The sequence below is a fragment of the Aminobacter anthyllidis genome (assembly GCF_018555685.1).
GTDB lineage: Bacteria > Pseudomonadota > Alphaproteobacteria > Rhizobiales > Rhizobiaceae > Aminobacter > Aminobacter anthyllidis.
The window spans coordinates 174,226-193,734 of the sequence record NZ_JAFLWW010000009.1 but is presented as its reverse complement, the minus strand read 5'-3'; the positions used below and the strand labels follow the sequence as shown (position 1 = coordinate 193,734).

Sequence of the window (19,509 nt, the reverse complement as noted above, 5' to 3'; positions counted from 1 at the left end):
CGGCCTATTTTTCCTTCTGCCGGACGCGCGGGAACCGCAATGGCGGCCATTCGTCGGTCGGCTGGGGCTGGGCCAGAAGCGTGGTGAGCTCGGCCGGCAGGCTGGCCAGCGCCTTCTTCGAGCCGATGCCATCGGCAATGCTGAGAATGCTGTCGTAGAATTCGGCTCCCATCGCCGACTTCGGCGGCATGGCCTCATGCATGACGCTGATCACCGTGACATCGGGACAATTGTCCTTGATCACCTGGTGGAAGGCGATCTTGGCTTCGAGATCAAGCGCTGCGGTGGCCTCGTCGAGGAACAGCAGGCCGGGCTGCAAAAGCAGGATGCGTGCGGCCACCAGCTTCTGCTTCTGGCCGCCCGACAGAAGCTGGTCCCAGCTCTTGCCCTGGCGGGTTTCGTCGCCGAGATGTTCGATGAAGTCTCCAAGCCCGGCCTTGTGCATGGCGACCGCCACCTTCGCCTCGGAATGGGTGCCGGGATGGTCGGGAAGGCAGACGAGCTGCTTGAGCGAAACCTGCGGCAGCTTGACGTCCTGGGTGGCGTAGAATGACCTGATGCCTTCGGGAAAGACGATGGCGCCGCGGCCATATGGCCACAGCCCATTGATCGCCTTGACCAGCGAAGTCTTGCCGCAGCCGGATTGGCCGGACACGAATGTCCATTCGCCGCGCCTGAAACGCAGATTGGCGACCGTCAGGAAGGGGCTTGCCTCGTGGCCCTCATGCATCAGCTGAAGATTGCGGACCGTCAGTCCGAACAGCGCATTCTGGCTGCCAAAGCTGAATTCGGACTGGCCGGTGGCGGCATAAAATGCCGGCGGCTCCTGGACGTTTTCGATCGCCATGGCGAGATCGGTGACGCGTTGGCTGTTGGCCCTCAGCGTGGCGATCGCCGGCATCACCTGGATGAACCACGAGCACTGGCTTATCAGCGAGTTCACCAGCTCGGCGCCGGTAATGTAGCCCTTCAAATTTATCTGGCCGTGCATGTAGGGCACAAGCCCCGGCCCATAGGCAACGATGCGGGCGGCGATGAAGCCGTAGATTGATTCAAACGACATGTAGCCGGCATTGACGACGTTCAGTCTGGCCCAGGTGCGGTCGATATCGAGATAGAGCCGGTCATGCATCGCTTGCTGCACAGCTTCGCCGCGCGACGCCGCTACATGGAAACTGCGCCTGAGCAGGACCGTCAGTTCGCCGCGGTAGCTGCCCTCGGCCTGCTGCATCCGAATGCTGAGGCGCTCCATCACCCCGCCCAGCTTCATGGCGATATAGGTGTTGAGCGGCACGTAGGCGGCAACGACAGCAAAGGCCAAAACGACACTGCCATAAGGACCAAGAAACTCCAGCCCTGGCACCACGGTCGAGATTTCCAGGAGCTTCTGGCCGACGAAGAACAGCGAAGTGGCAACGCCCATTACGCCCATGGCGAGACCGATGGCGCCGCCGGTCATGCCCTTGATCGAATCCTGGACACGCTGGTCGATATTGTCAGGCGCCATGCCCGAGCCGTTGGCGGCGTCCGTGTTGTGCTGAACGTGGAAGTGGGTGTGGTTGGCGTCGAGCAGGGCTGCGTTGAAGCGGCCGTTCAGCCAGCCGCGCCATTTGCGGTGCAAGGTGGTGGAGAAGAGGTGCCGGACGCCGATGAAGCCCGCATCCTTGACGACAACAAGAAGAAGCAATGTGCCGGCGCTGGTCAGCAGCGACGCCAGCGGCGCCATGTTGGCCGGGTCATGGAAGAAGGCGATCGAGTTGACCAATTCGCCTGATGCTTCGGCCATCCAGACGCTGGCCTTGCTGGAAAGTGCGGTGAGGAGGGCGATCACCAGCGTCAGCCCCCAGGCTTCCTTCCAGCGATCCGAGAACCAGTAGGCCCGCATCAGGCCCCAGAAGCTCCGCATCGTTGAAACCGGCGTCAGGGGAGGCGGCCTAGCGGCGCCGCGACGCCATCTGTTCAGCGATGGATATCGAGGTCTGTCGACCCGAATCACAGTTTCTTACCCCATGCCCTTTGCCTATCGAAGGGTAACATGAGTTGAGCATTTCACAGTCAACATATGGTTACCGGCTAATCAATGCGTCGCGAGCGTTGCGTCAACGCAACGGCTCTGGCGGCCACGATCCATCCCGCGCCAACGTAACCGGCGCTTGCGGCGCCGGAGAAGTTGGAACACTGTTTGTCTGCGATTCACGGGGATGACGGATGCGCGGGGAAGTGCTGCACTATGACGAAACCCAAGGCTTCGGCTTCCTCGCCGGGTCCGACGGCAACCGCTACGCCTTCGCCCGCGAGGATCTGAGGGGCACGGCTGTACCCGGCAAGGGCACCCAGATCGAGTTTCAGCCGAGCGGCAGCCAGGCGCGCGACGTGTTTGCGATCCACACACAAGTCGGAGCGCCGGAGATTGCAAGCACAGCCCCGCAGCATTTCGGTCGCATGGCCGTCGGCAATCCTGACGAAGGCACCGGTCTGTGGTCCTATTTCTGGCGTGGGATGACCGCCAACTACGCCAACTTCAGCGGCCGGGCGCGGCGCAAGGAATTTTGGGGCTTTTACCTCTTCTGGGCGATTTTGATTGTGCTGGTCGCCGGTGCCGGTTTTGGCGTTGACGGCGCGCTCGGCAATCTCGAAACCGGCGATGGCTACCCGGTCGCGGGCCTTTCCGTGCTGGGCCTGTTGGTGCTGGCTGGCATCGTGCCGAACATCGCCATCACTGTGCGCCGCATCCACGACCTCGGCCTGTCGGGATGGTTCTATCTGCTGATCCTGCTGCCTTATGTCGGCGGCCTGATCCTTTTCGTGTTCACCCTGATCCCGTCGCAGAAGCATGAAAACAGGTGGGGGCCGGTGCCTGCGGGGGTGAGGGTTCCTCCGCCTTACGTGCCTGCCGCATAGCTTCGAGGGTCGCAGATGAGATGACTTCAGAAACATACAGGTGCCGGGTTTGCGGGCTGAATTGGTATCCCGATAGTCCTTGGGGTGAGGACGGCACGTCGCCCACAGATCAAATCTGCGCGTGTTGTGGGTCACAGTCCGGCTACAATGATGACGGCGTCGAGCAGTGCATCAACGTCCGTCGACATTGGGTTTTGGTAGAAAAGGGAGAGTGGTTTCGTCGGCAGAGCAAACCCGTGGGTTGGGATTTCGCTGCTCAGTTGCGGTGCATTCCGATGAAGTTTCGCGGACTTGAAGACGAGGACTTGATAGCCTATCTGGCATCCGCGGAAAGATAGCCCTCCGCGGATGCATTTTGTTCGCCGTTAGGCGAAGAACTTCGCGATGATGGCGTCGCCCATCTCAGTGGTGCCGACTTCGGTCTTGCCCTCGGACATGATGTCCTTGGTGCGCAGACCGTCGTCGAGCACGGCGGCGATCGCAGCCTCTAGCCGATCGGCCTCGGCCACCATGTTGAACGAGTAGCGCAGGCACATCGCAAAGGACGCGATCATGGCGATCGGGTTGGCGATGCCCTGTCCGGCGATATCTGGGGCGGAACCATGCACCGGCTCGTACAGCGCCTTGCGCTTGCCGGTCACTGCGTCCGGTGCGCCGAGCGAGGCCGAAGGCAGCATGCCGAGCGAACCGGTCAGCATCGCCGCGACATCAGACAGCATGTCGCCGAACAGGTTGTCGGTGACGATGACGTCGAACTGCTTGGGCCAGCGCACAAGCTGCATGCCACCGGCGTCGGCCAGCATGTGGTCGAGCTTGACGTCCGAATATTTGGCCTTGTGGGTGGCGGTGACGACTTCGTTCCACAAAACGCCCGACTTCATCACGTTGCGCTTTTCCATCGACGTCACCCGGTTCTGGCGGGTGCGCGCCAGCTCGAAGGCGACGCCCGAGATGCGCTCGATCTCGAACGTGTCATAGACCTGGGTGTCGATGCCGCGCTTCTGGCCATTGCCGAGGTCGATGATCTGCTTGGGCTCGCCGAAATAGACGCCGCCGGTCAATTCGCGCACGATCAGGATGTCGAGGCCCTCGACGACCTCCTGCCGGAGCGAGGACGACGAGGCGAGCGCGGGATAGCAGATCGCCGGGCGCAGATTGGCGAACAGTTCCATGTCCTTGCGCAGGCGCAGAAGGCCGGCCTCAGGGCGCACCTCGTAGGGCACGGCATCCCACTTCGGGCCGCCGACGGCGCCGAACAGCACGGCGTCAGCCGCCATCGCCTTGGCCATGTCGGCATCGGAGATCGCCTGGCCGTGCGCGTCATAGGCCGAGCCGCCGACGAGGCCTTCCTCGGTGGCGAAGCCGGTGCCGAGCTTCTCGTTCATTGCGGTAATCAGCTTGCGGACCTCGGCCATGGCCTCGGGGCCGATGCCGTCGCCGGGCAGGAGAAGAAGATTGCGCGTCGCCATGGAAAGCCTTTCCGAAAGATGCGTGAACCGCGGTCTTGCTAGCCTTGGCGGGGCGTCGGTGCAAGCGAGAAAGGCGCGGATTTCTTGAATCTCGAAGCAAGGATGTGTATGTTTTCAGCAATTCATACACATAGGTGCATCATGCGCACGAACATCGACATCGATGACAAGCTCATGGCCAAAGCGATGAAGGCAACCGGCCAGCAGACCAAGAAGGCTGCCGTGGAGGCGGCGTTGCGAAAGGTCGTGGCGATTTCCGAGCAGATGGCTGCTCTCGAAGCCTTGAAGGGCTTCGGGTGGGAAGGCGATCTCGATGCCATGCGCAACGACTGGACGCCTGAGGTCGACTGGGCACTCGAAGACAAGAAATGATCGTAGTCGACACGTCGGTCTGGATTTTCGCGCTGCGCAATGCAGACCGCGACAGCGTCGCTAAGCTCCAGTTTGAGACTGGGCGAGGCAACGTTCTTGTCGGCGATATCGTCTTGCTTGAGATACTCCGCGGCGCGCGCGACGACCGCCATGCGGCATTTCTGGAAGCCCAGCTGCGAAAATATCCAGTTGTCCCGATGATGGATGGCCGGCTTGCGCCAGTGGCGGCGGCGAACTACCGCCGTTTGCGGGCGCAAGGCATAACGGTTCGCGCGCTCGCCGACATCATCATTGCAACCTACTGCATCGAGCATGGCCATCAACTGCTGCACGACGATCGTGACTTCCATCCTATGGCCCAACATCTGGGACTTCAGATGGCCTAGCGAGACGCTGAAGCCCTATCCGATCTCAATCAGCAAGGCGCGGTGGTCAGAGACCTCAGGCTGGGCCACGACCTCGAAGCTGCGCACATCGACATTGTCGCTGACCAGCATGTAGTCGGCGAAGCGCGGTGTCTTCAGGTAGTGCGAGGTCCGGGTATCGGTGAAGCAGTGTGACGTGACCAACTCCGCCAGCCCGATATCGCGCAATTCGGCGAACATCCGGCTTTCCGGCAGCACATTGAAGTCGCCGCAGACAACGAGCCCGTCGCCCTTGTGGCGGATCCGGCCGATCAGCTCGATCAGCCTTTTGGTCTGCGCGTCGCGGGCCGGCGTATCGCCCTTGCCGTCGAGATCGCGCAGGCCGTGGAGATGGGCGATCACTGTCGTCTGCCCTGTCGCGTAGTCATGCAGCCTGACAGCGTGGGCGTTGCGCGAGCGCGGATGCTCTCCGAAGCTCTCAGGCGAAAAGGCGCCGTGGATGAAATCCTGCGCCTGCCCAATGACCGGGAGCGTGCGCCTGACCAAGGTGGCCAGCCCCCATTCCGACAAGATCGCCCTGTCGCCGTGATAGAGCGGGCCGCGGGCGGCTGGGCAGAAGAAGGCCTGGTGTCCGGACAGGGCCTCAGCCACCTCGTCGAACAGGTTCGCCCGCTGCAAAAGCTCGCCGCCGCCGTCGCGATAGACCAGCCACGGCGACGTCGCCCCCGGCGTATTGGTCGCTTCCTGCAGGCAAAAAACGTCGGGTTTGGCGTCACCGATGTAGCCGACCAGCTCCTCGCCGAGCCTGCCGCCCCAGCCGTTCAGCGATAGGATGCGCACCAATGTTCTCCGTTTCGGCTCCGTCAGGTGCGCTTCAGCGCGGTGACTTCGATCTCGATCTTCATCTCGGGCTTGTTGAGCTGGCAGACGATCATCGTCGCCGCCGGGCGGATGTCGCCGAAGGTCTCGCCGAGGATCGGAAACACCGCGTCCACATAGGCCTGGTCGGTGATGTAGTAATGCGCGCGCACCACGTCGGCCATTTCGAAACCGCCGTCGGTGAGCGCCTTGGCGATGGTCGCCAGGCAGTTGCGGGTCTGCGCTTCGACGCTCTCGGGCATGGTCATGGTGGTGTAGTCGTAGCCCGTCGTGCCCGAGACGAAGCACCAGTCGCCCTGCACCACGGCGCGCGAGTAGCCCGCCGTCTTTTCGAAGGGCGATCCGGTCGAAATCAGCTTGCGCATTGTCATGTCTCCCTCATTCGTCTGCCAGAGCCTTGGTCAGGGCACCCCTGAACTCGGCTGGCCATTCGGCCAGTGCCGGCCAGGCCTTCGGCTCCGTTTCCGTCTGCTGCGCGAGATAGAGCTTCTGGGCCTTCGCATCGATCGCCATGAAGCCGTTGCCGCCGCCGCAGGCATGCGGGATGCAGCCGCTGGCGTAGAAGGCACCCGACGGCAGCTTTTCCGTGCCGCCACTGACCAGCAGGCTGGTGGCGAATTCAGGCATGCCATCGCCCAGCAACTGTTGCGCAGCCTTGTAGACCGCCTCGTTCTTGAAGGCCGCGACGATACCGTCTTCGAATTGCTTGGCATCGAGGTCGGCCCAGTCTGTACCGGGCTGTGGTTCGTAGGCGAGGTTGCCATGGAGCAGGAGGCCGCCTTCCGGCGACCACGCCTTCACCGGCAGCGTCTCGCCCGGCAGCGGATAGGGCACGAAGAAGATGTTGTCTCCGGTGGCGGCCGCGGGCGGTGTGCCGCATTCGCCATCGCCGACTGTTGTCGACTGGATGCCGGCGTCGGTCTTCCAGGCCAGTACGGTCTCCGGACTGCAAGCGTTGCCGCCGTCACCCACCGCAAACATCGCCACCTTGGTGCCGGCAACCTCCACCGTGCGGTCGAGGAAGGCGACGTAGTTCCGGGCGATTTCCTTGCCCTCATAGGCGACGACCTTTTCGCCTTCGGCGTTCTCGACGATGGTGAAGTTGCCGCCTTCGAACGGGATCGTCTCCGGCTTGCTGTCCTGCGCCAGCGCCGAAGTCGAGATGGTCAACGCCAGCGCAAATGCTGCGAGGAGGGCGAAAGATTTCATGGTCTGCTCCTGGAGATCGGCCTGCGATGTCACGGAGCGGCTGGTCTTGGCCTGCGCGCGCTCCGAATCCCGAGGCGCGACCATGCCATGGCACGGCAGGCCTGTCAGCCGAAGCCGATTGTTCCAGCAAAAAGCCCCGCCGCGAGCGTGTCGGGCGGGGCTTTTCAGAATTTCAGCTTGAGGTTGACCGGATACCGAGGGCTCAGGCCCAGGGGCGGTTCTCGGCAGCCTTCTTTTCGTAGCTGTCGATCGACTTCGCCTTCTCCATGGTCAGGCCGATGTCGTCGAGCCCGTTGAGCAGGCAATGACGGCGGAAATCATCGAGGTCGAAGGTGACCACGCCACCGTCGGGGCCGCGGATTTCCTTGGCTTCGAGATCGACCGACACGGTGGCGTTAGCGCCGCGCGAAGCGTCGTCCATCAGCTTGTCGAGGTCTTCCTGGCTGACGGTGATCGGCAGGATGCCGTTCTTGAAGCAGTTGTTATAGAAAATGTCGGCGAAAGACGTCGAGATCACGCAGCGGATGCCGAAGTCGAGCAGTGCCCATGGCGCATGCTCACGGCTGGAGCCGCAGCCGAAATTGTCGCCGGCAACGAGAATCTGCGCCTTGCGGTAGGCCGGCTTGTTGAGCACGAAATCGGGGTTCTCCGAACCGTCCTCATTGAAGCGCATTTCGGCGAAAAGCCCGGTACCAAGGCCAGTGCGCTTGATCGTCTTGAGATAATCCTTGGGGATGATCATGTCGGTGTCGACATTGACGATCGGCAGGGGGGCGGCGACGCCCGTGAGCTTGGTGAATTTTTCCATGGCTTTTGCCCGTCTGGCTGTTGCGGGGATTTTGGCTTGCCCCGCTTTACACAAGCTTGGCCGGGAATCAAAGCGTTTCGACGCTGGGGAAGGAGCCTTGGCCTCATGCGCGGCCACGCATGAGGCCTGATGCCGGCTACTTCGCCGGCGTCACGCCATAGACGCGGGCGATGTCGTCGAGCAGCAGGTTGGCAGCGATGGCACCGCCCGCCGTATTCCACACCGCATCGTCCACAGGTACGGCCTTGCCGGCCTTCACTACCGGCAGGTTCTGCCACAGCGGCTCGGACAGCCATTCCTCCGACTGCTTGCTCGCCTTGCCGTTGCCGGTCTCGTAGACGAAGTAGAACAGGTGGTCGCCGTCGAACTCGGGGATGCGTTCCTTGGTCACGTCGTCGGCAAAGCCCGGCTTGTCCTGCACCGCAGGCCGCTGGATGCCGATCTGGCTGAAGATCATGCCGGGGAATGTGTCCTTGTAGTAGATGCGGGTCAGGCCGGGCATGAAGCGGATCAGCGATACCTTCTCGGCCTTCTTGTCGCCGAGTGCCTCGCCGAGCCTGGCCGCCCTGTCGTCGAACGCCTTGAGCTGCGCCTCGCCTTCGGCCTTCTTGCCGAGTGCGTCGGCATAAAGCGCGAAATTCACCTTCCAGTCGCCTCGCAGTCGCTCCGACATGACCGTCGGCGCGATCGCCGAGAGCTGGTCGTAGATCTTTTCCTGGCGCGTCTTGTTGCCGAGGATCAGGTCCGGCTGCAGGCCGGCGATGAGCTCGAGGTTGACGGCCGATTCCTCGCCGACAACCTCGACGCCGTCCATCTTGCCGGCGATGTGCTTGTACCAGGGCGAGCCGGTCCAGGAACGCACGGCGCCGACCGGCTTGAAGCCCAGCGACAGCACGGCTTCGGTGCCTTCGTTGGTCAGCACCACGATGCGTTGCGGATTTTCGGGAACGTCGGTCACGCCCATGGCGTGCTTCACTTCGTGGGCGAAGGCGGAACTGGCGGCGAAGGCGGCCAGTGCGAGGCCGAGTGCGGCTTTGGCGAAGAGCTTCATGATCATGGCTCCAAACTTGACGGGGGCGAGAAGGTTTGGCAAAGGGTCAGAACAAACCCTGACTGTCAAGCTCATATTAAGGCTGCCGCGTGCCCCTCGCTTCGTCGAACACGAGCATCCGAGTGCCTCGGCGCATCGGTCGGCACGCGCTGTTTTCCGGGCTGGCGGTGCTGCTGCTGATCCTGATGTATCTCAGCCTGGCGATCGGCTATCGCCTCTATTCGCCCGCTGAGATCTGGCGCGCGGTGACGGCCTTCGACGGCAGTGAAGCACATGTCGTCATCCGCGACCTCAGGCTGCCGCGGGCGTTGATGGCGCCGCTTGTCGGCGCAGCACTCGGCATTGCCGGCGTGCTGGTCCAGACTCTTTCGCGCAACCGCATCGCCTCGCCCGACACGCTCGGCCTCAACGCTGGCGCTGCCTTCGCGGTGGTCATGGCGAGCGGGCTGTTCGGTGTCGCCTCCTTGCCCGGCCTGTCGCTGGCGGCGGCGGCCGGTGCGCTGGCCACCAGCCTGCTTGTCTTCGGCCTCGCTGCTGCCGCCGGCGGCATCTCGCCGCTCCGGATCGTGCTTGTCGGCGTCACCTTCGCCGGCCTGTTCGACAGTTTCGTCAACGTCGTGCTGACGGTCAACGAGACGATGCTCGACCAGCTGCTGTTCTGGCTCGCCGGATCCTTCGCCGACCGCAAGCTCAGCCTGGCGCTCAACGGCCTGCCATTCGTGCTGGTCGGCGGCGGCATCGCTTTCTACCTCGCCCGTTCGCTCGACATCCTGCAGACCGACGACTCCACGGCGCGCGGGCTCGGCGTGCCGCTCGGCGTCGTGCGCGGGCTGAGCTTCGTTGCGGTGGCACTGCTCTCCGGCGCTTCGGTGGCGATGGCCGGGCCGGTGCTGTTCGTCGGCCTCGTCGTGCCGCATGCGGCACGCGCGCTTGTCGGCCTCGAACATCGATTGCAGATCGTGGCCGCCGCCCTTGTCGGTGCCGTCTACACCACGCTGGCCGACATCGTCGCCCGCTTCGTCATCTTTCCGCGTGAGGCACCGGTCGGCGCGGTCACGGCGATCGTTGGCGGCTGTTTGCTTCTGCTCCTACTCAGGAGGCGCGCAGCATGAGTATCGCTGCTCGGGGCCTGTCGCCGGCATTGGCCCGCATCAATCGCCGCGCCTGGATGGCGGTCGCCATCATCGCGCTGATCACTGTCGCCCTTGCGCTATGCGGCATCGGCTTCGGCTCGACCTGGATTGACCCAGGCCGCATCGTCGAGATCCTGATCGGCGAGGGCACCCGCGGCGAGCGTGTCGTGGTGCTGCAGCTGCGCGCGCCGCGCGTTGCCATCGCCGCTCTCGCCGGTGGTGCCATGGCGGTTGCAGGTTACCTCCTGCAGAAGGTCACGCGCAACGAGCTGGCCTCGCCCGGCGTGCTTGGCGTCATCGGCGGTGCTGGCCTCGGCGTCGTCATCTTCCTGGCGCTGCTGTCCGACGAGAGCAATTCGCTCGTCACCTCGATCGTCTGGCAGCCCGTGGCGGCGATGATCGGCGCCAGCGTCGCCATCGCCGCCGTGTTCCTGCTCTCCGGCCAGCAGGCTTCGTCGGCGGTGCGGCTTCTGCTGTTCGGCATCGCCGTCGGCGCGGTCGCCAAGGCGGCGACCCTGATCCTGATGATCGTCGGGCCGATCTATCGGACCACCCAGGCCAGCCGCTGGCTGGCCGGTGCGGTCAACGAGATCAACTGGGGCGAGGTCCAGGTCGTCGCCATCGGTCTCGCCATCGCCATGGTCGGCGTCGTCGCGGTGGCGCGGCGCTTGCCGCCGACCGATCTCGACGAGGTCTCGGCGCGCGGCCTCGGCCTCAACCTGCCGGTGTTCCGCATCCTGGTGTTCGCATTGGCCTCCGCGCTGACGGCACTTGCCGTCGCCTTCGCCGGCGGCGTTGGCTTCATCGGCCTGATGGCACCGCATCTCGCCCGACTGATCGTCGGCCGACCGGTGCTAGCCGGCATCGCCGCCAGCTTTCTGTTGGGCGCCATCATGCTGATCGGCGCCGATCTCATCGTGCGCGTGCTGTTCGCGCCGACCGAAGTGCCTGCCGGCACTGTGACGGCGGTGATCGGTACGCCCTATTTCCTCTACCTCGTGCTGCGCAGGGGGAGCACCAATGGATAAGGCCATCAGCGTCAAGGCACTGACCATCGCCTATGGCGCGGCGACGGCGATCAGCGCCGTCGACCTCGACATCGCCAAGGGCAAGGTCACCGTGCTCGCCGGCCCCAATGGCTGTGGCAAGTCCACGCTGTTGCGCGCCATCCGCCGGCTGCACCAGCCGAAATCGGGCGAAATCCGGCTCGGCGACATGCCGATCTCCGGCCTGAAGGAGAAGGAGCTGGCGCGCCACATCGGCCTTCTGGCGCAGAGCCCGTCGGCGCCCGACGACATGAGCGTCGAGGAGCTGGTCAGGCTCGGCCGCTATCCGCACCAGACCATGCTACAGCCATGGAGCGCTGCGGACGCCGACGCCATCCAGGCGGCGATGTTCGGCACCGGCGTTTCGCATCTCGCTGAGCGTCGGCTGGGCTCGCTGTCGGGCGGCCAGCTGCAGCGCGTCTGGATCGCCATGGTGCTGGCGCAGGAGACCGACATCATCTGCCTCGACGAGCCGGTCAACCATCTCGACATGGCCCACCAGATCGACTGCCTCGACCTCGTTGGCAGGCTCAACCGCGAGCATGGCCGCACCGTGGTGCTGGTGCTGCACGACCTCAACCTCGCGGCGCGTTATGCCGACCGGCTGGTGTTCATGAAGGACGGCAGCATGGTTGCCGATGGCGCCCCGGTCGAGCTGATGCGGGAAGCGCTGATCGAGGACGTCTTCGGCATCAGCTGCCGCGTCATCGAGGATCCGGTGCACAACCGCCCGCTGTGCATCCCGATCCGCAATTCGTCGCCGCGCTTCGGAGCAGCCCCGGCTGCTTAAACGGCGGCGGATCGGGGCAACGGCCCATGGCCTTATCGTTTGGGCGATTGTCTCGCCAGCTCACAGCAACTCGCGCAGCTCTTGGAACAGCCGCTCGATGCCCGCTTCGGTGGTGATCGTGCCGGGCGACAGGCGCAGGATACGGCCACGGCAGTCGGTATGGACATCGCGCTCGCGCAGGCCATTGACGACCGTCGCCGTGTCGATGTCGGCGGGCAGGCGCAGCATGATGCTGCCGCCGCGCCGCGTTTCGTCGCGAGGGCTGGCAAGCGTCAGGCCCATGGCGTCCGCCTGGGCGATGATGGCGGCACCGAGTTTGCGGTTGTGGGCAAGCAGTGCGGCCTTGTCCTGCGCCGCATGCCATTCCAGCGCCGGCACAGAACCGATACAGGCAAGTGCTGACGGCGTGCCATGGTCGAAGCGGCGGGCATCCGGGGCGTAGGCGAAGGCGTCGAGGTCCCAGGAGAAGATGTTGTCCTGGCTGAACCAGCCACGCAGCTCGGGCCGGCACTCGCTTAGCAACGGTTCGGCGACGTGAATGATGCCGGCGCCAGGCGTGCCGCACAGCCATTTCAAGCTCGTCGACACCGTGAAGTCGATTGCCGGTGCGTTGACGTTGAAGGGGATCAGCCCGACGCCCTGGGTGATGTCGACTCCGACGAGGCTGCCCATCTCGCGGCCATGGGCGACCAGCCGGTCGAGGTCGCAGCGATGCGAGGCGGTCGACGTCACCTGCGTCAGCAGCGCCAGGCCGACATCTTCGCCCCATTGTGCGATGACATCGTCGTCGTGGACCCAAGCTTGGCCATCGCGCAACGGCACCGTGTCGAGCGTGAAGCCGAAGCGTGGCGCAAGCCCTGCGAGCAGGAAGTGCAGGCTCGGGAAACAGTCGGCGGTCACCAGCACGCGGCGGCCGGCAAGATGGTGGCCAGGCAGCGCGCCGATCAGGCTGTAGAGTGCGGTGGTGACGTTTTCGGCCGAGGTCAGCGTGCCCTTGGGTGCGCCGATCAGGTCGCTCCAGAGGTCGATGAAACGCTGGCGCTTGGTGAGTGCCCGCATCCACTGGCCGTCGTCAAAGGCGCCCCAGCTCGCCGCGAAGTCGGAGAGCCCTGCCGCCATGGCCTCGGCCTTGCCGGGATACATGCCGATCGAGTGGTAGAGGAAGTAGGCGGAGCCGTCTGGCGTGTTCATCGTTCAGAATTCCGTATGGCAGGGGCTCAGCGCGCCGTCATCTGGCGCTTGCCGCGTTCTTCGAGGTAGCTCACCAGTCGAACCAACGGCAGCAGGAAGATGAGATACATGGCGGCGGCGCCGATCAGCGGCGTCGGATTGGCCATCAGCGCCTGGGCGTCGGTCGCCTGCTTCAACAAATCGGGCATGGCGACGACGGAGGCCAGCGCCGTATCCTTGAAGATCGAGACGCAGTTGCTGGTCAGCGGCGGGATGATGACGCGCAACGCCTGTGGCAGGATCACCGTGCGCATCGTCGTCCAGAAGCCGATGCCCAGCGCCGATGCCGCCTCGAACTGGCCCTTCGGCACGTTTTCGATGCCGGCGCGGCAGACCTCGGCGGTGAAGGCCGACAGCACCAGCGACAGCGCCAGGGTGGCTGCCGTGAAGGACGAGAAGCGGATGCCAACGAAGGGCAGCGCGTAATAGATCAGGATCAGCAGCACCAGGATCGGCATCGCCCTGAGGAAATCGACATAGGCGATAGCGAAAAAGCGCACCGGCTTCGGCCCGTAGAGCCGCATCAGGCAGACGAGCAGCCCGGCCGCACCGCCGAAGATGATGCTGGCTATGCCCAAAAGGATGGTGTTGCCGACACCGCGCATGAGCATAGGAAAACTGCGGACCAGTATGTCCCAGTTGAAGAAGGTGGTGATCAGGTCCATGGCGGGGTCCGGGAGCAGGACGCCGCGGCCTTGGCCGGCCGCAGCGTCGTTTCAGCGGTTTGCGGGTGGAGCCGTCGGCTCACTCGGCCTTGGGCAGCGGCATCGCGGTGGTCGTGCTGGTGCCAGCGTCCGGTTCCACGCCGAACCACTTCTTGTGGATCGTGGCCATCGTTCCGTCGGCTTTCATAGCCGACACGGCGTCGTTGGCGGCAACGATGGCAGGATGGTCCTTGCGCGCCATCATGGCGAAGCGCTCGCCGGTCGGAATGCGGACCAGCACCTTGAAGCCCGGCGTCTTGGTCATGGCGTACTGGAAGCCGGCGAGCTCGCCTGCGCCGCCATCGACGCGCTGGGCCTGGATGTCGAGCAGCAGATCCTGCTGGGCGTTGTAGCTGCGCACTTCGGCCAAGCCGAGCTTCTCGGTGTTTTCCTTGGCCCAGGCTTCGCCTGTCGTGCCGGCGACGACGCCGATGACCTTGCCCTTGAGCCCGTCGAGCCCCGTGATCGTCGACGCCTCGCGCCCGATGACCGTGCCGTCGCCATCATAATAGGGCTGCGTGAACGACTGGTTCTGCAGGCGCTCGTTGTTGACCGAGATCGACGACACGGCGAAGTCGATGCGGCCGGAACTCGATGCGGCAAACAGTGCCTGGAAACCCATGTCCTGGAATTCGACAGGCCGGCCGAGGCGCTTGGCCACTTCTGTCGCGACATCGATCTCGAAACCTTCGAAGCTGCCGCTCTCGGTCTTGAACTCCCACGGCGGATTGGCCGGGTAGGCGCCGACGACGAGCTTTTCCTGGGCGCTGGCCGGTGCCGACAGCGCGAGGGCAAATGCCATGGCCATGCCGGCCGCTAGTTTAGAGAATGTCAATTTTCTTCCTCCCTTTGATCGATTTGACGATGACAGGCGACGTAGTTGTCGGTCGCATGTCGCTGCTTCAAGCGTGTAAGTATGCATGGGCATATGGCTAGTGGCGGATCCTATCCGTCCCCGGCACAATCGCGAATTCTGTGGCGCGCCGTCCTGGCTACCACCAAATTTGGCGAACTATGCCTTGTTTAGGTTACGTACGAGGGTTCCGGGCAAGTATTCCGTGCACGCCATCGTTGCCGATGCGCGAGCGCGAAAGTCTCGATGCTACCCTGGCGCCTCCTCCGTCCTCCTCAGTTAGATATTTGCATATGCATTTAAATTCGTCCAGATGGTTGTTGGTGCGGTGCCTAGGTGAGGGGCGTGGAGGCCCGGCCCAAAACGAAAACGGCCGCGGATCGCTTCGACGATCCACGGCCGCTTGATGCGGAAAGTGCGCGCGTGTCAGGCGCGGTTGAGCGCCATCACGCCTGTTTCGGTGCCGGTCAGCCGGCGCGAACGGCCGTCGGCGCCGACCACCATCTGGATGCGGCGGCGTTCAGACGAAAACAGCTTCGACGTCGACACGTCCACCGGCGGGTTGAAGGCGACGGTAACGCGCCAGAGATCCGGCTTGATCGTCTCCTCGAGGCCGATGACGCGTCCCTTGGCCGGGTTGCCGTTGAAGGTACCAGACACCGTCTCTCCGACGGCAAAGGGTACGCCACCGGCGGCCTCTTCGACCTTGGTGTCGTTGGGACGCGCGGCCAGCGTGTTCCAGTCGCGCGCGCCTTCCTGGCGGGCGACGAGTTCAAGCGCCTTGGCGTGGCTGATGGCGATGCCTTCGCTAGCGAGCGCGTCGCGCAGCCTGCGGGCATTGGTTTTGTAGTCTTGACCTGTGGTCATGGTTTCGCTCCTTCGCGATGCGCGAACGGCGTGGTGAAAGTCGGGAGCCCGCATTGCCGCTTCGGCCGTCGCATCGACAGGGAAACGAATATTTGAAGGGAAGCTTCACCGTGCCTTTCGGCTGCGGGCGGCAGGGGCTCCCCGCCCTTGACCGCCCTCAGATAGGAAGAAGCAGGCGCGCCGTCAATGAGGGCGCGCCGGAAGCGGGGTTCAGGCGGCTTTGTCCCACACTGGGGCCCGCCCGCCGGGGCTGACGATGCGTCCGCCCGGAGCAGCCAAGGCATGGATCGCCGCCATCTCGTCTGTCGAAAGCTCGAAGTCGAAGATGTCGAAGTTCTCGGGCAAGCGCGACAGCGTCGCCGTCTTGGTCAGGGTCACGACACCGTCCTGCTGCACCAGCCAGCGCAGCACCACCTGTGCCGCCGTCTTGCCGTGGCTGGTGCCGATCTGCTTCAGAACGGGATCGGAAATCACCTTGCCGTCGGCCATGGCATAGTAGGCGGTAACAGACATTCCGGCCTTGCGCGCCGCTTCGAGCACCGCAGTCTGGTCGAGATAGGGGTGATACTCGACCTGGTTGGTCACCAGCGGCGCGTCGCTCAGCTTCACTGCCTCGGCCATCAGCGTCGTGTTGAAGTTGCTGACGCCGATGTGGCGCACCTTGCCGGCATTCCTGACCTCGTTCAGCGCGCCGATCTGCTCGGCCAGCGATACCGCGTCGTTCGGCCAATGCAGCAGCAGCAGGTCGACATGGTCGGTGCGAAGCTTCTTCAGGCTGTCGTCGACCGACTTCACGAAGGCATCACGCTGGTATTTGTCGACCCAGACCTTGGTGGTCAGGAAGATGTCCGTGCGGGCCACGCCAGAGCTGGCGATGGCCTGGCCGACTTCGGCCTCGTTGCCGTAGATCTGGGCGGTGTCGATGTGGCGGAAGCCTTGCCTGATTGCCTCGGGCACCACTTTCAGAACCTCTGCGCCTGGCATGCGGAAGGTGCCGAAGCCCAGGGCAGGAATTGTCGCGCCATTGACGGTAACGTATTTCATGATGGTCTCCTTGAGGGGAAATCGGGGGCGGGGAGGAAATTCGGGCGGATGGCTCCGCCCTTTAGGTAGGTCGGGAGTAATGCCGGTCAATCATTCTAAGCCGGCTGGCACAGCGGTTCCTGGCGCCGGTCCCGTGCGCCGCTCCATACGGTCAGGACAAACGCCCCTGCCACCAGTACGGCACCCACCCATGGCGTGGCGCCAAGGCCGAGCGGCGAGGCGACAACCATGCCGCCGATCCACGCGCCCAGTGCGATGCCGAGATTGAAGGAGGCGATGTTCAGCGCCGAGGCGACGTCGACTGCGCCCGGCCGATGCTCCCTGGCCAGCTGCACGACATAAAGCTGCAGGCCCGGAACATTGGCAAAGGACAGGAAGCCAAGCCCGGCAAGCGTCACCAGCGTCCACATAGGCGATACGGCGGTGAACGAAAACAGCACCAGCACGGCGGCCTGCAGCGCAAACAGTACCGTCAGTGCCTTCACCGGGTTGCGGTCGGCGATGCGGCCGCCGGCGATGTTGCCGATGGCAATCGCCAGGCCGTAGAGCACCAGGATCAGGCTGACGCTCGAGGCCTGGAAACCGGTGACCTGTTCGAGGATCGAGGCAAGATAGGTGAAGGTGACGAAGGTGCCGCCATAGCCGAGCGCCGTCATCGCGAACACCAGAAGCAACCGGCCGGAGCCCAGCACCCGGACCTGGTCGAGCAGGCTAGAAGGTGCTGCCTTGTTCAGGGTCGAAGGCAGCAGGGCGGCGATGCCGGCGAAGGCGATGACGCCGAGCAGTGACACACCCCAGAATGTGGCGCGCCAGCCGAAGGTCTGGCCGATGAAGGTGCCGAGCGGCACGCCGGTGACGATCGCCACCGTCAGGCCCATGAACATCATGGCAATTGCCGAGGCACGGCGGTTTTCCGGCACGAGATCGGCGGCGATCGTCGCTCCGACCGAGAAGAACACTCCGTGCGCGAAGGCCGACAACACGCGCGCGACCAGCAGCAGTTCGTAGCTGTGGCTCAGCGCTGCCGCCACGTTGCCAACGACGAACAGCGCCATCAGCCCGAGCAGCAGCGGCTTACGCTCGATCCGGCCGGTGAGCGCTGTCAGCACCGGCGCGCCGAAGGTGACGCCCAGCGCGTAGACGCTGACGATCAGGCCGGCGAGCGGCAGCGTGATTTGAAGATCCTTGGCCACCGTCGGCAACAGCCCGACGATGACGAACTCCGTTGTTCCGATGGCGTAGGCCGCGATGGTGAGCGCGAAAATGGTAAGAGGCATGACAGCACCGTTTCCATCCGCTGGTCGCGGGCGGATTTCTGGGGGCGGCCTTGGACCGCCGTGTTGATGATCTTCGCAATATGGGGTGAGGGGACTTGCGCAATAATCCGCAGTGATGGACCAATGCTTGTGAATTTGATTCACAGAGGCCCAGACATGGACAATCGCGCCGGTGAGATGGAGGTCTTCGTCCGGGCCGTCTCGCTCAAGAGCTTCTCCGCCGCTGGCCGGCAGCTCGGCCTCTCGCCGTCGGCGGTCAGCAAGCTGATCACACGCATCGAGGACAGGCTGGGCACCCGCCTCGTCGTGCGCTCGACGCGCAGCCTGCAGCTGACGCCGGAAGGCGAGGTCTATCTCGAGCGCGCAAGCCGCATACTCGGCGAGATCGAGGAGGCCGAGCGCATTGTCGCCGGCCGTGCCAATGCGGTGCCGCGCGGCCTGCTGCGGGTCAGCGCCTCGGTTGCCTTCGGCGCCAGCCATGTGGTGCCACACATGGCCGAGTTCCTGGCACTTTACCCCGAGGTCGAGCTAGACCTGTCACTCACCGACAGCGTCATCGACCTTTACGAAGAGCGGGCCGACGTCGCCATCCGTTCCGGCAAGCTGCGGGACTCATCGCTCAAGGCGCGCAAGATCCTGGAAATCCGCCGCGTCGTCGTCGCCTCGCCCGCCTATCTGGAAAAACACGGCGTGCCCGAAAGGCCGGCCGATCTCGCCGGCCACAATTGCCTGCGCTTCAATTTCCTGCGCAACCGCGACGAATGGATTTTTCGCAATCCGGAGAGCGGCGAGACCTTCACCCAGCGTATCGGCGGCAACCTGCTCGCCAACAACGGCCCGAGCCTGCGCCGGCTCTGCCTCGATGGCGTCGGCCTGATCCGCAGCGGTCGTTTCCAGGTCCAGGCCGACATCGATTCCGGCACGCTGGTGCCGGTGCTCGAAGCCTACAATCCCGAGGACATCGAGATGATCCATGCTGTCTTCGCCGGCCACGGCCATCTCGCCGCGCGCATCCGCGCCTTCATCGATTTCCTCGCCGACAAAACGCGTGTTGGCTGACGCCATTGTTTCGGCGGATATGAGCACTACCTTCGCAAGGTGCGGGCTTTCGCGCGGGAAGTTGCTGATGATGAAGATGGCGAGATCGAAACGGGCTTTGATCGTGGCGGGCGTGCTGCTTGCCGGCGCGATGCAGGCTCATGCCATCGATCTGCCCGGCCAGCCCGACCGCAACCAGCTTGCCCGCGAGGGCCGGATCAACGAGCTGCAGATCCTGCAGGCCCAGCAGAACCGCCGCGCCTTCCAGGCCGAACAACAGCGGCAGCGCGAACAGGATCGCCAGATCGTGGTGCCGCAGGTCCAGCGGCTCGAAGTGCCTGTGATGAAGTCGCACTGCCAGATAGAGATGTTCGGCAACATCTCCCGACGCGTCTGCCGCTGAGCGGCACGCCCCTCATCCTGAGCCTGTCGAAGGCTGAACCAGCCGACTGACGAACCTCCTGGCTGCTCCG

General features: G+C 64.1%; 21 protein-coding genes. 8 read left to right on the top strand and 13 right to left on the bottom strand.

Going from position 1 to position 19,509, the window contains the following annotated elements:
• Positions 1–4 precede the first annotated feature (4 nt).
• Positions 5–1,906, bottom strand: a complete 1,902-nt coding sequence (locus J1C56_RS26070; RefSeq protein ID WP_214392902.1) for an ABC transporter ATP-binding protein/permease — start codon at positions 1,904–1,906, stop codon at positions 5–7.
• Between the two features lie 302 nt (positions 1,907–2,208).
• On the opposite strand from J1C56_RS26070, the gene J1C56_RS26065 reads away from it, so the two are divergent.
• Positions 2,209–2,901 (top strand): DUF805 domain-containing protein, encoded by a 693-nt coding sequence (locus J1C56_RS26065; protein ID WP_214392901.1) that lies wholly within the window; start codon positions 2,209–2,211, stop codon positions 2,899–2,901.
• Positions 2,902–3,266: 365 nt separating this feature from the next.
• On the opposite strand, the gene leuB is transcribed toward J1C56_RS26065, so the two are convergent.
• Positions 3,267–4,370, bottom strand: coding sequence for a 3-isopropylmalate dehydrogenase (gene leuB, locus J1C56_RS26060; protein WP_214392900.1), 1,104 nt, complete (start codon positions 4,368–4,370; stop codon positions 3,267–3,269).
• Positions 4,371–4,511: 141 nt separating this feature from the next.
• On the opposite strand from leuB, the gene J1C56_RS26055 reads away from it, so the two are divergent.
• Together J1C56_RS26055 and vapC are read left to right on the top strand one after the other, a co-directional pair.
• Positions 4,512–4,742 carry a type II toxin-antitoxin system VapB family antitoxin gene (locus J1C56_RS26055; RefSeq protein ID WP_214392899.1) on the top strand — a complete coding sequence of 77 codons (231 nt, stop codon included), beginning with the start codon at positions 4,512–4,514 and terminating at the stop codon, positions 4,740–4,742.
• Complete coding sequence (gene vapC / locus J1C56_RS26050; RefSeq protein WP_214392898.1) at positions 4,739–5,128, top strand: type II toxin-antitoxin system VapC family toxin; 390 nt, start codon at positions 4,739–4,741, stop codon at positions 5,126–5,128. Before J1C56_RS26055 ends, vapC begins: the two co-directional genes overlap by 4 nt.
• 15 nt (positions 5,129–5,143) lie before the next feature.
• Here vapC and J1C56_RS26045 read toward each other — a convergent pair whose 3' ends face one another.
• From J1C56_RS26045 to J1C56_RS26025, 5 genes are all read right to left on the bottom strand, one after another.
• A complete protein-coding gene (locus J1C56_RS26045) occupies positions 5,144–5,947 on the bottom strand; it encodes an endonuclease/exonuclease/phosphatase family protein (RefSeq protein ID WP_214392897.1) in 804 nt (267 codons plus the stop codon).
• 23 nt (positions 5,948–5,970) lie between these two features.
• A complete protein-coding gene (locus tag J1C56_RS26040) occupies positions 5,971–6,351 on the bottom strand; it encodes a RidA family protein (RefSeq protein ID WP_214392896.1) in 381 nt (126 codons plus the stop codon).
• Between the two features lie 13 nt (positions 6,352–6,364).
• The gene (locus J1C56_RS26035) at positions 6,365–7,195 is read right to left on the bottom strand and encodes a hypothetical protein (RefSeq protein ID WP_214392895.1); all 831 of its coding nucleotides are present in this window, start codon (positions 7,193–7,195) and stop codon (positions 6,365–6,367) included.
• 202 nt (positions 7,196–7,397) lie between these two features.
• Positions 7,398–8,003 (bottom strand): 3-isopropylmalate dehydratase small subunit, encoded by a 606-nt coding sequence (leuD, locus tag J1C56_RS26030; RefSeq protein ID WP_214392894.1) that lies wholly within the window; start codon positions 8,001–8,003, stop codon positions 7,398–7,400.
• 136 nt (positions 8,004–8,139) lie between these two features.
• The gene (locus J1C56_RS26025; RefSeq protein WP_214392893.1) at positions 8,140–9,054 is read right to left on the bottom strand and encodes an ABC transporter substrate-binding protein; all 915 of its coding nucleotides are present in this window, start codon (positions 9,052–9,054) and stop codon (positions 8,140–8,142) included.
• Positions 9,055–9,176: 122 nt separating this feature from the next.
• Between J1C56_RS26025 and J1C56_RS26020 the strand changes: the two genes are divergently transcribed.
• Genes J1C56_RS26020 through J1C56_RS26010 form a run of 3 tightly spaced genes read left to right on the top strand, consistent with a single transcriptional unit; the run spans position 9,177 to position 12,023 of the window.
• Positions 9,177–10,166 carry a FecCD family ABC transporter permease gene (locus tag J1C56_RS26020; RefSeq protein ID WP_338001506.1) on the top strand — a complete coding sequence of 330 codons (990 nt, stop codon included), beginning with the start codon at positions 9,177–9,179 and terminating at the stop codon, positions 10,164–10,166.
• Positions 10,163–11,215: a FecCD family ABC transporter permease gene (locus tag J1C56_RS26015; protein ID WP_214392892.1), complete on the top strand. Its 1,053-nt coding sequence runs from the start codon at positions 10,163–10,165 to the stop codon at positions 11,213–11,215. Before J1C56_RS26020 ends, J1C56_RS26015 begins: the two co-directional genes overlap by 4 nt.
• Positions 11,208–12,023, top strand: a complete 816-nt coding sequence (locus J1C56_RS26010) for an ABC transporter ATP-binding protein (RefSeq protein WP_214392891.1) — start codon at positions 11,208–11,210, stop codon at positions 12,021–12,023. Before J1C56_RS26015 ends, J1C56_RS26010 begins: the two co-directional genes overlap by 8 nt.
• 60 nt (positions 12,024–12,083) lie before the next feature.
• Here J1C56_RS26010 and J1C56_RS26005 read toward each other — a convergent pair whose 3' ends face one another.
• The 6 genes from J1C56_RS26005 to J1C56_RS25980 all read right to left on the bottom strand — a co-directional run bounded on the left by J1C56_RS26005 (position 12,084) and on the right by J1C56_RS25980 (position 17,998).
• The gene (locus J1C56_RS26005) at positions 12,084–13,214 is read right to left on the bottom strand and encodes an aminotransferase class V-fold PLP-dependent enzyme (RefSeq protein WP_214392890.1); all 1,131 of its coding nucleotides are present in this window, start codon (positions 13,212–13,214) and stop codon (positions 12,084–12,086) included.
• Between the two features lie 26 nt (positions 13,215–13,240).
• A complete protein-coding gene (locus J1C56_RS26000; protein ID WP_214392889.1) occupies positions 13,241–13,918 on the bottom strand; it encodes an amino acid ABC transporter permease in 678 nt (225 codons plus the stop codon).
• Between the two features lie 79 nt (positions 13,919–13,997).
• Positions 13,998–14,765 carry an ABC transporter substrate-binding protein gene (locus J1C56_RS25995; protein WP_214392943.1) on the bottom strand — a complete coding sequence of 256 codons (768 nt, stop codon included), beginning with the start codon at positions 14,763–14,765 and terminating at the stop codon, positions 13,998–14,000.
• A 471-nt stretch (positions 14,766–15,236) separates the two neighbouring features.
• Positions 15,237–15,677, bottom strand: coding sequence for a glyoxalase superfamily protein (locus tag J1C56_RS25990; RefSeq protein ID WP_214392888.1), 441 nt, complete (start codon positions 15,675–15,677; stop codon positions 15,237–15,239).
• A 210-nt stretch (positions 15,678–15,887) separates the two neighbouring features.
• Positions 15,888–16,721 carry an aldo/keto reductase gene (locus tag J1C56_RS25985; protein WP_214392887.1) on the bottom strand — a complete coding sequence of 278 codons (834 nt, stop codon included), beginning with the start codon at positions 16,719–16,721 and terminating at the stop codon, positions 15,888–15,890.
• Positions 16,722–16,816: 95 nt separating this feature from the next.
• Entirely contained in the window at positions 16,817–17,998 is a 1,182-nt protein-coding gene (locus J1C56_RS25980) for an MFS transporter (protein ID WP_214392886.1), read from the bottom strand.
• Positions 17,999–18,154: 156 nt separating this feature from the next.
• Between J1C56_RS25980 and J1C56_RS25975 the strand changes: the two genes are divergently transcribed.
• Together J1C56_RS25975 and J1C56_RS25970 are read left to right on the top strand one after the other, a co-directional pair.
• The gene (locus tag J1C56_RS25975; RefSeq protein WP_214392885.1) at positions 18,155–19,057 is read left to right on the top strand and encodes a LysR family transcriptional regulator; all 903 of its coding nucleotides are present in this window, start codon (positions 18,155–18,157) and stop codon (positions 19,055–19,057) included.
• A gap of 67 nt (positions 19,058–19,124) precedes the next feature.
• A complete protein-coding gene (locus J1C56_RS25970) occupies positions 19,125–19,439 on the top strand; it encodes a hypothetical protein (RefSeq protein ID WP_246591947.1) in 315 nt (104 codons plus the stop codon).
• Positions 19,440–19,509 lie beyond the last annotated feature (70 nt).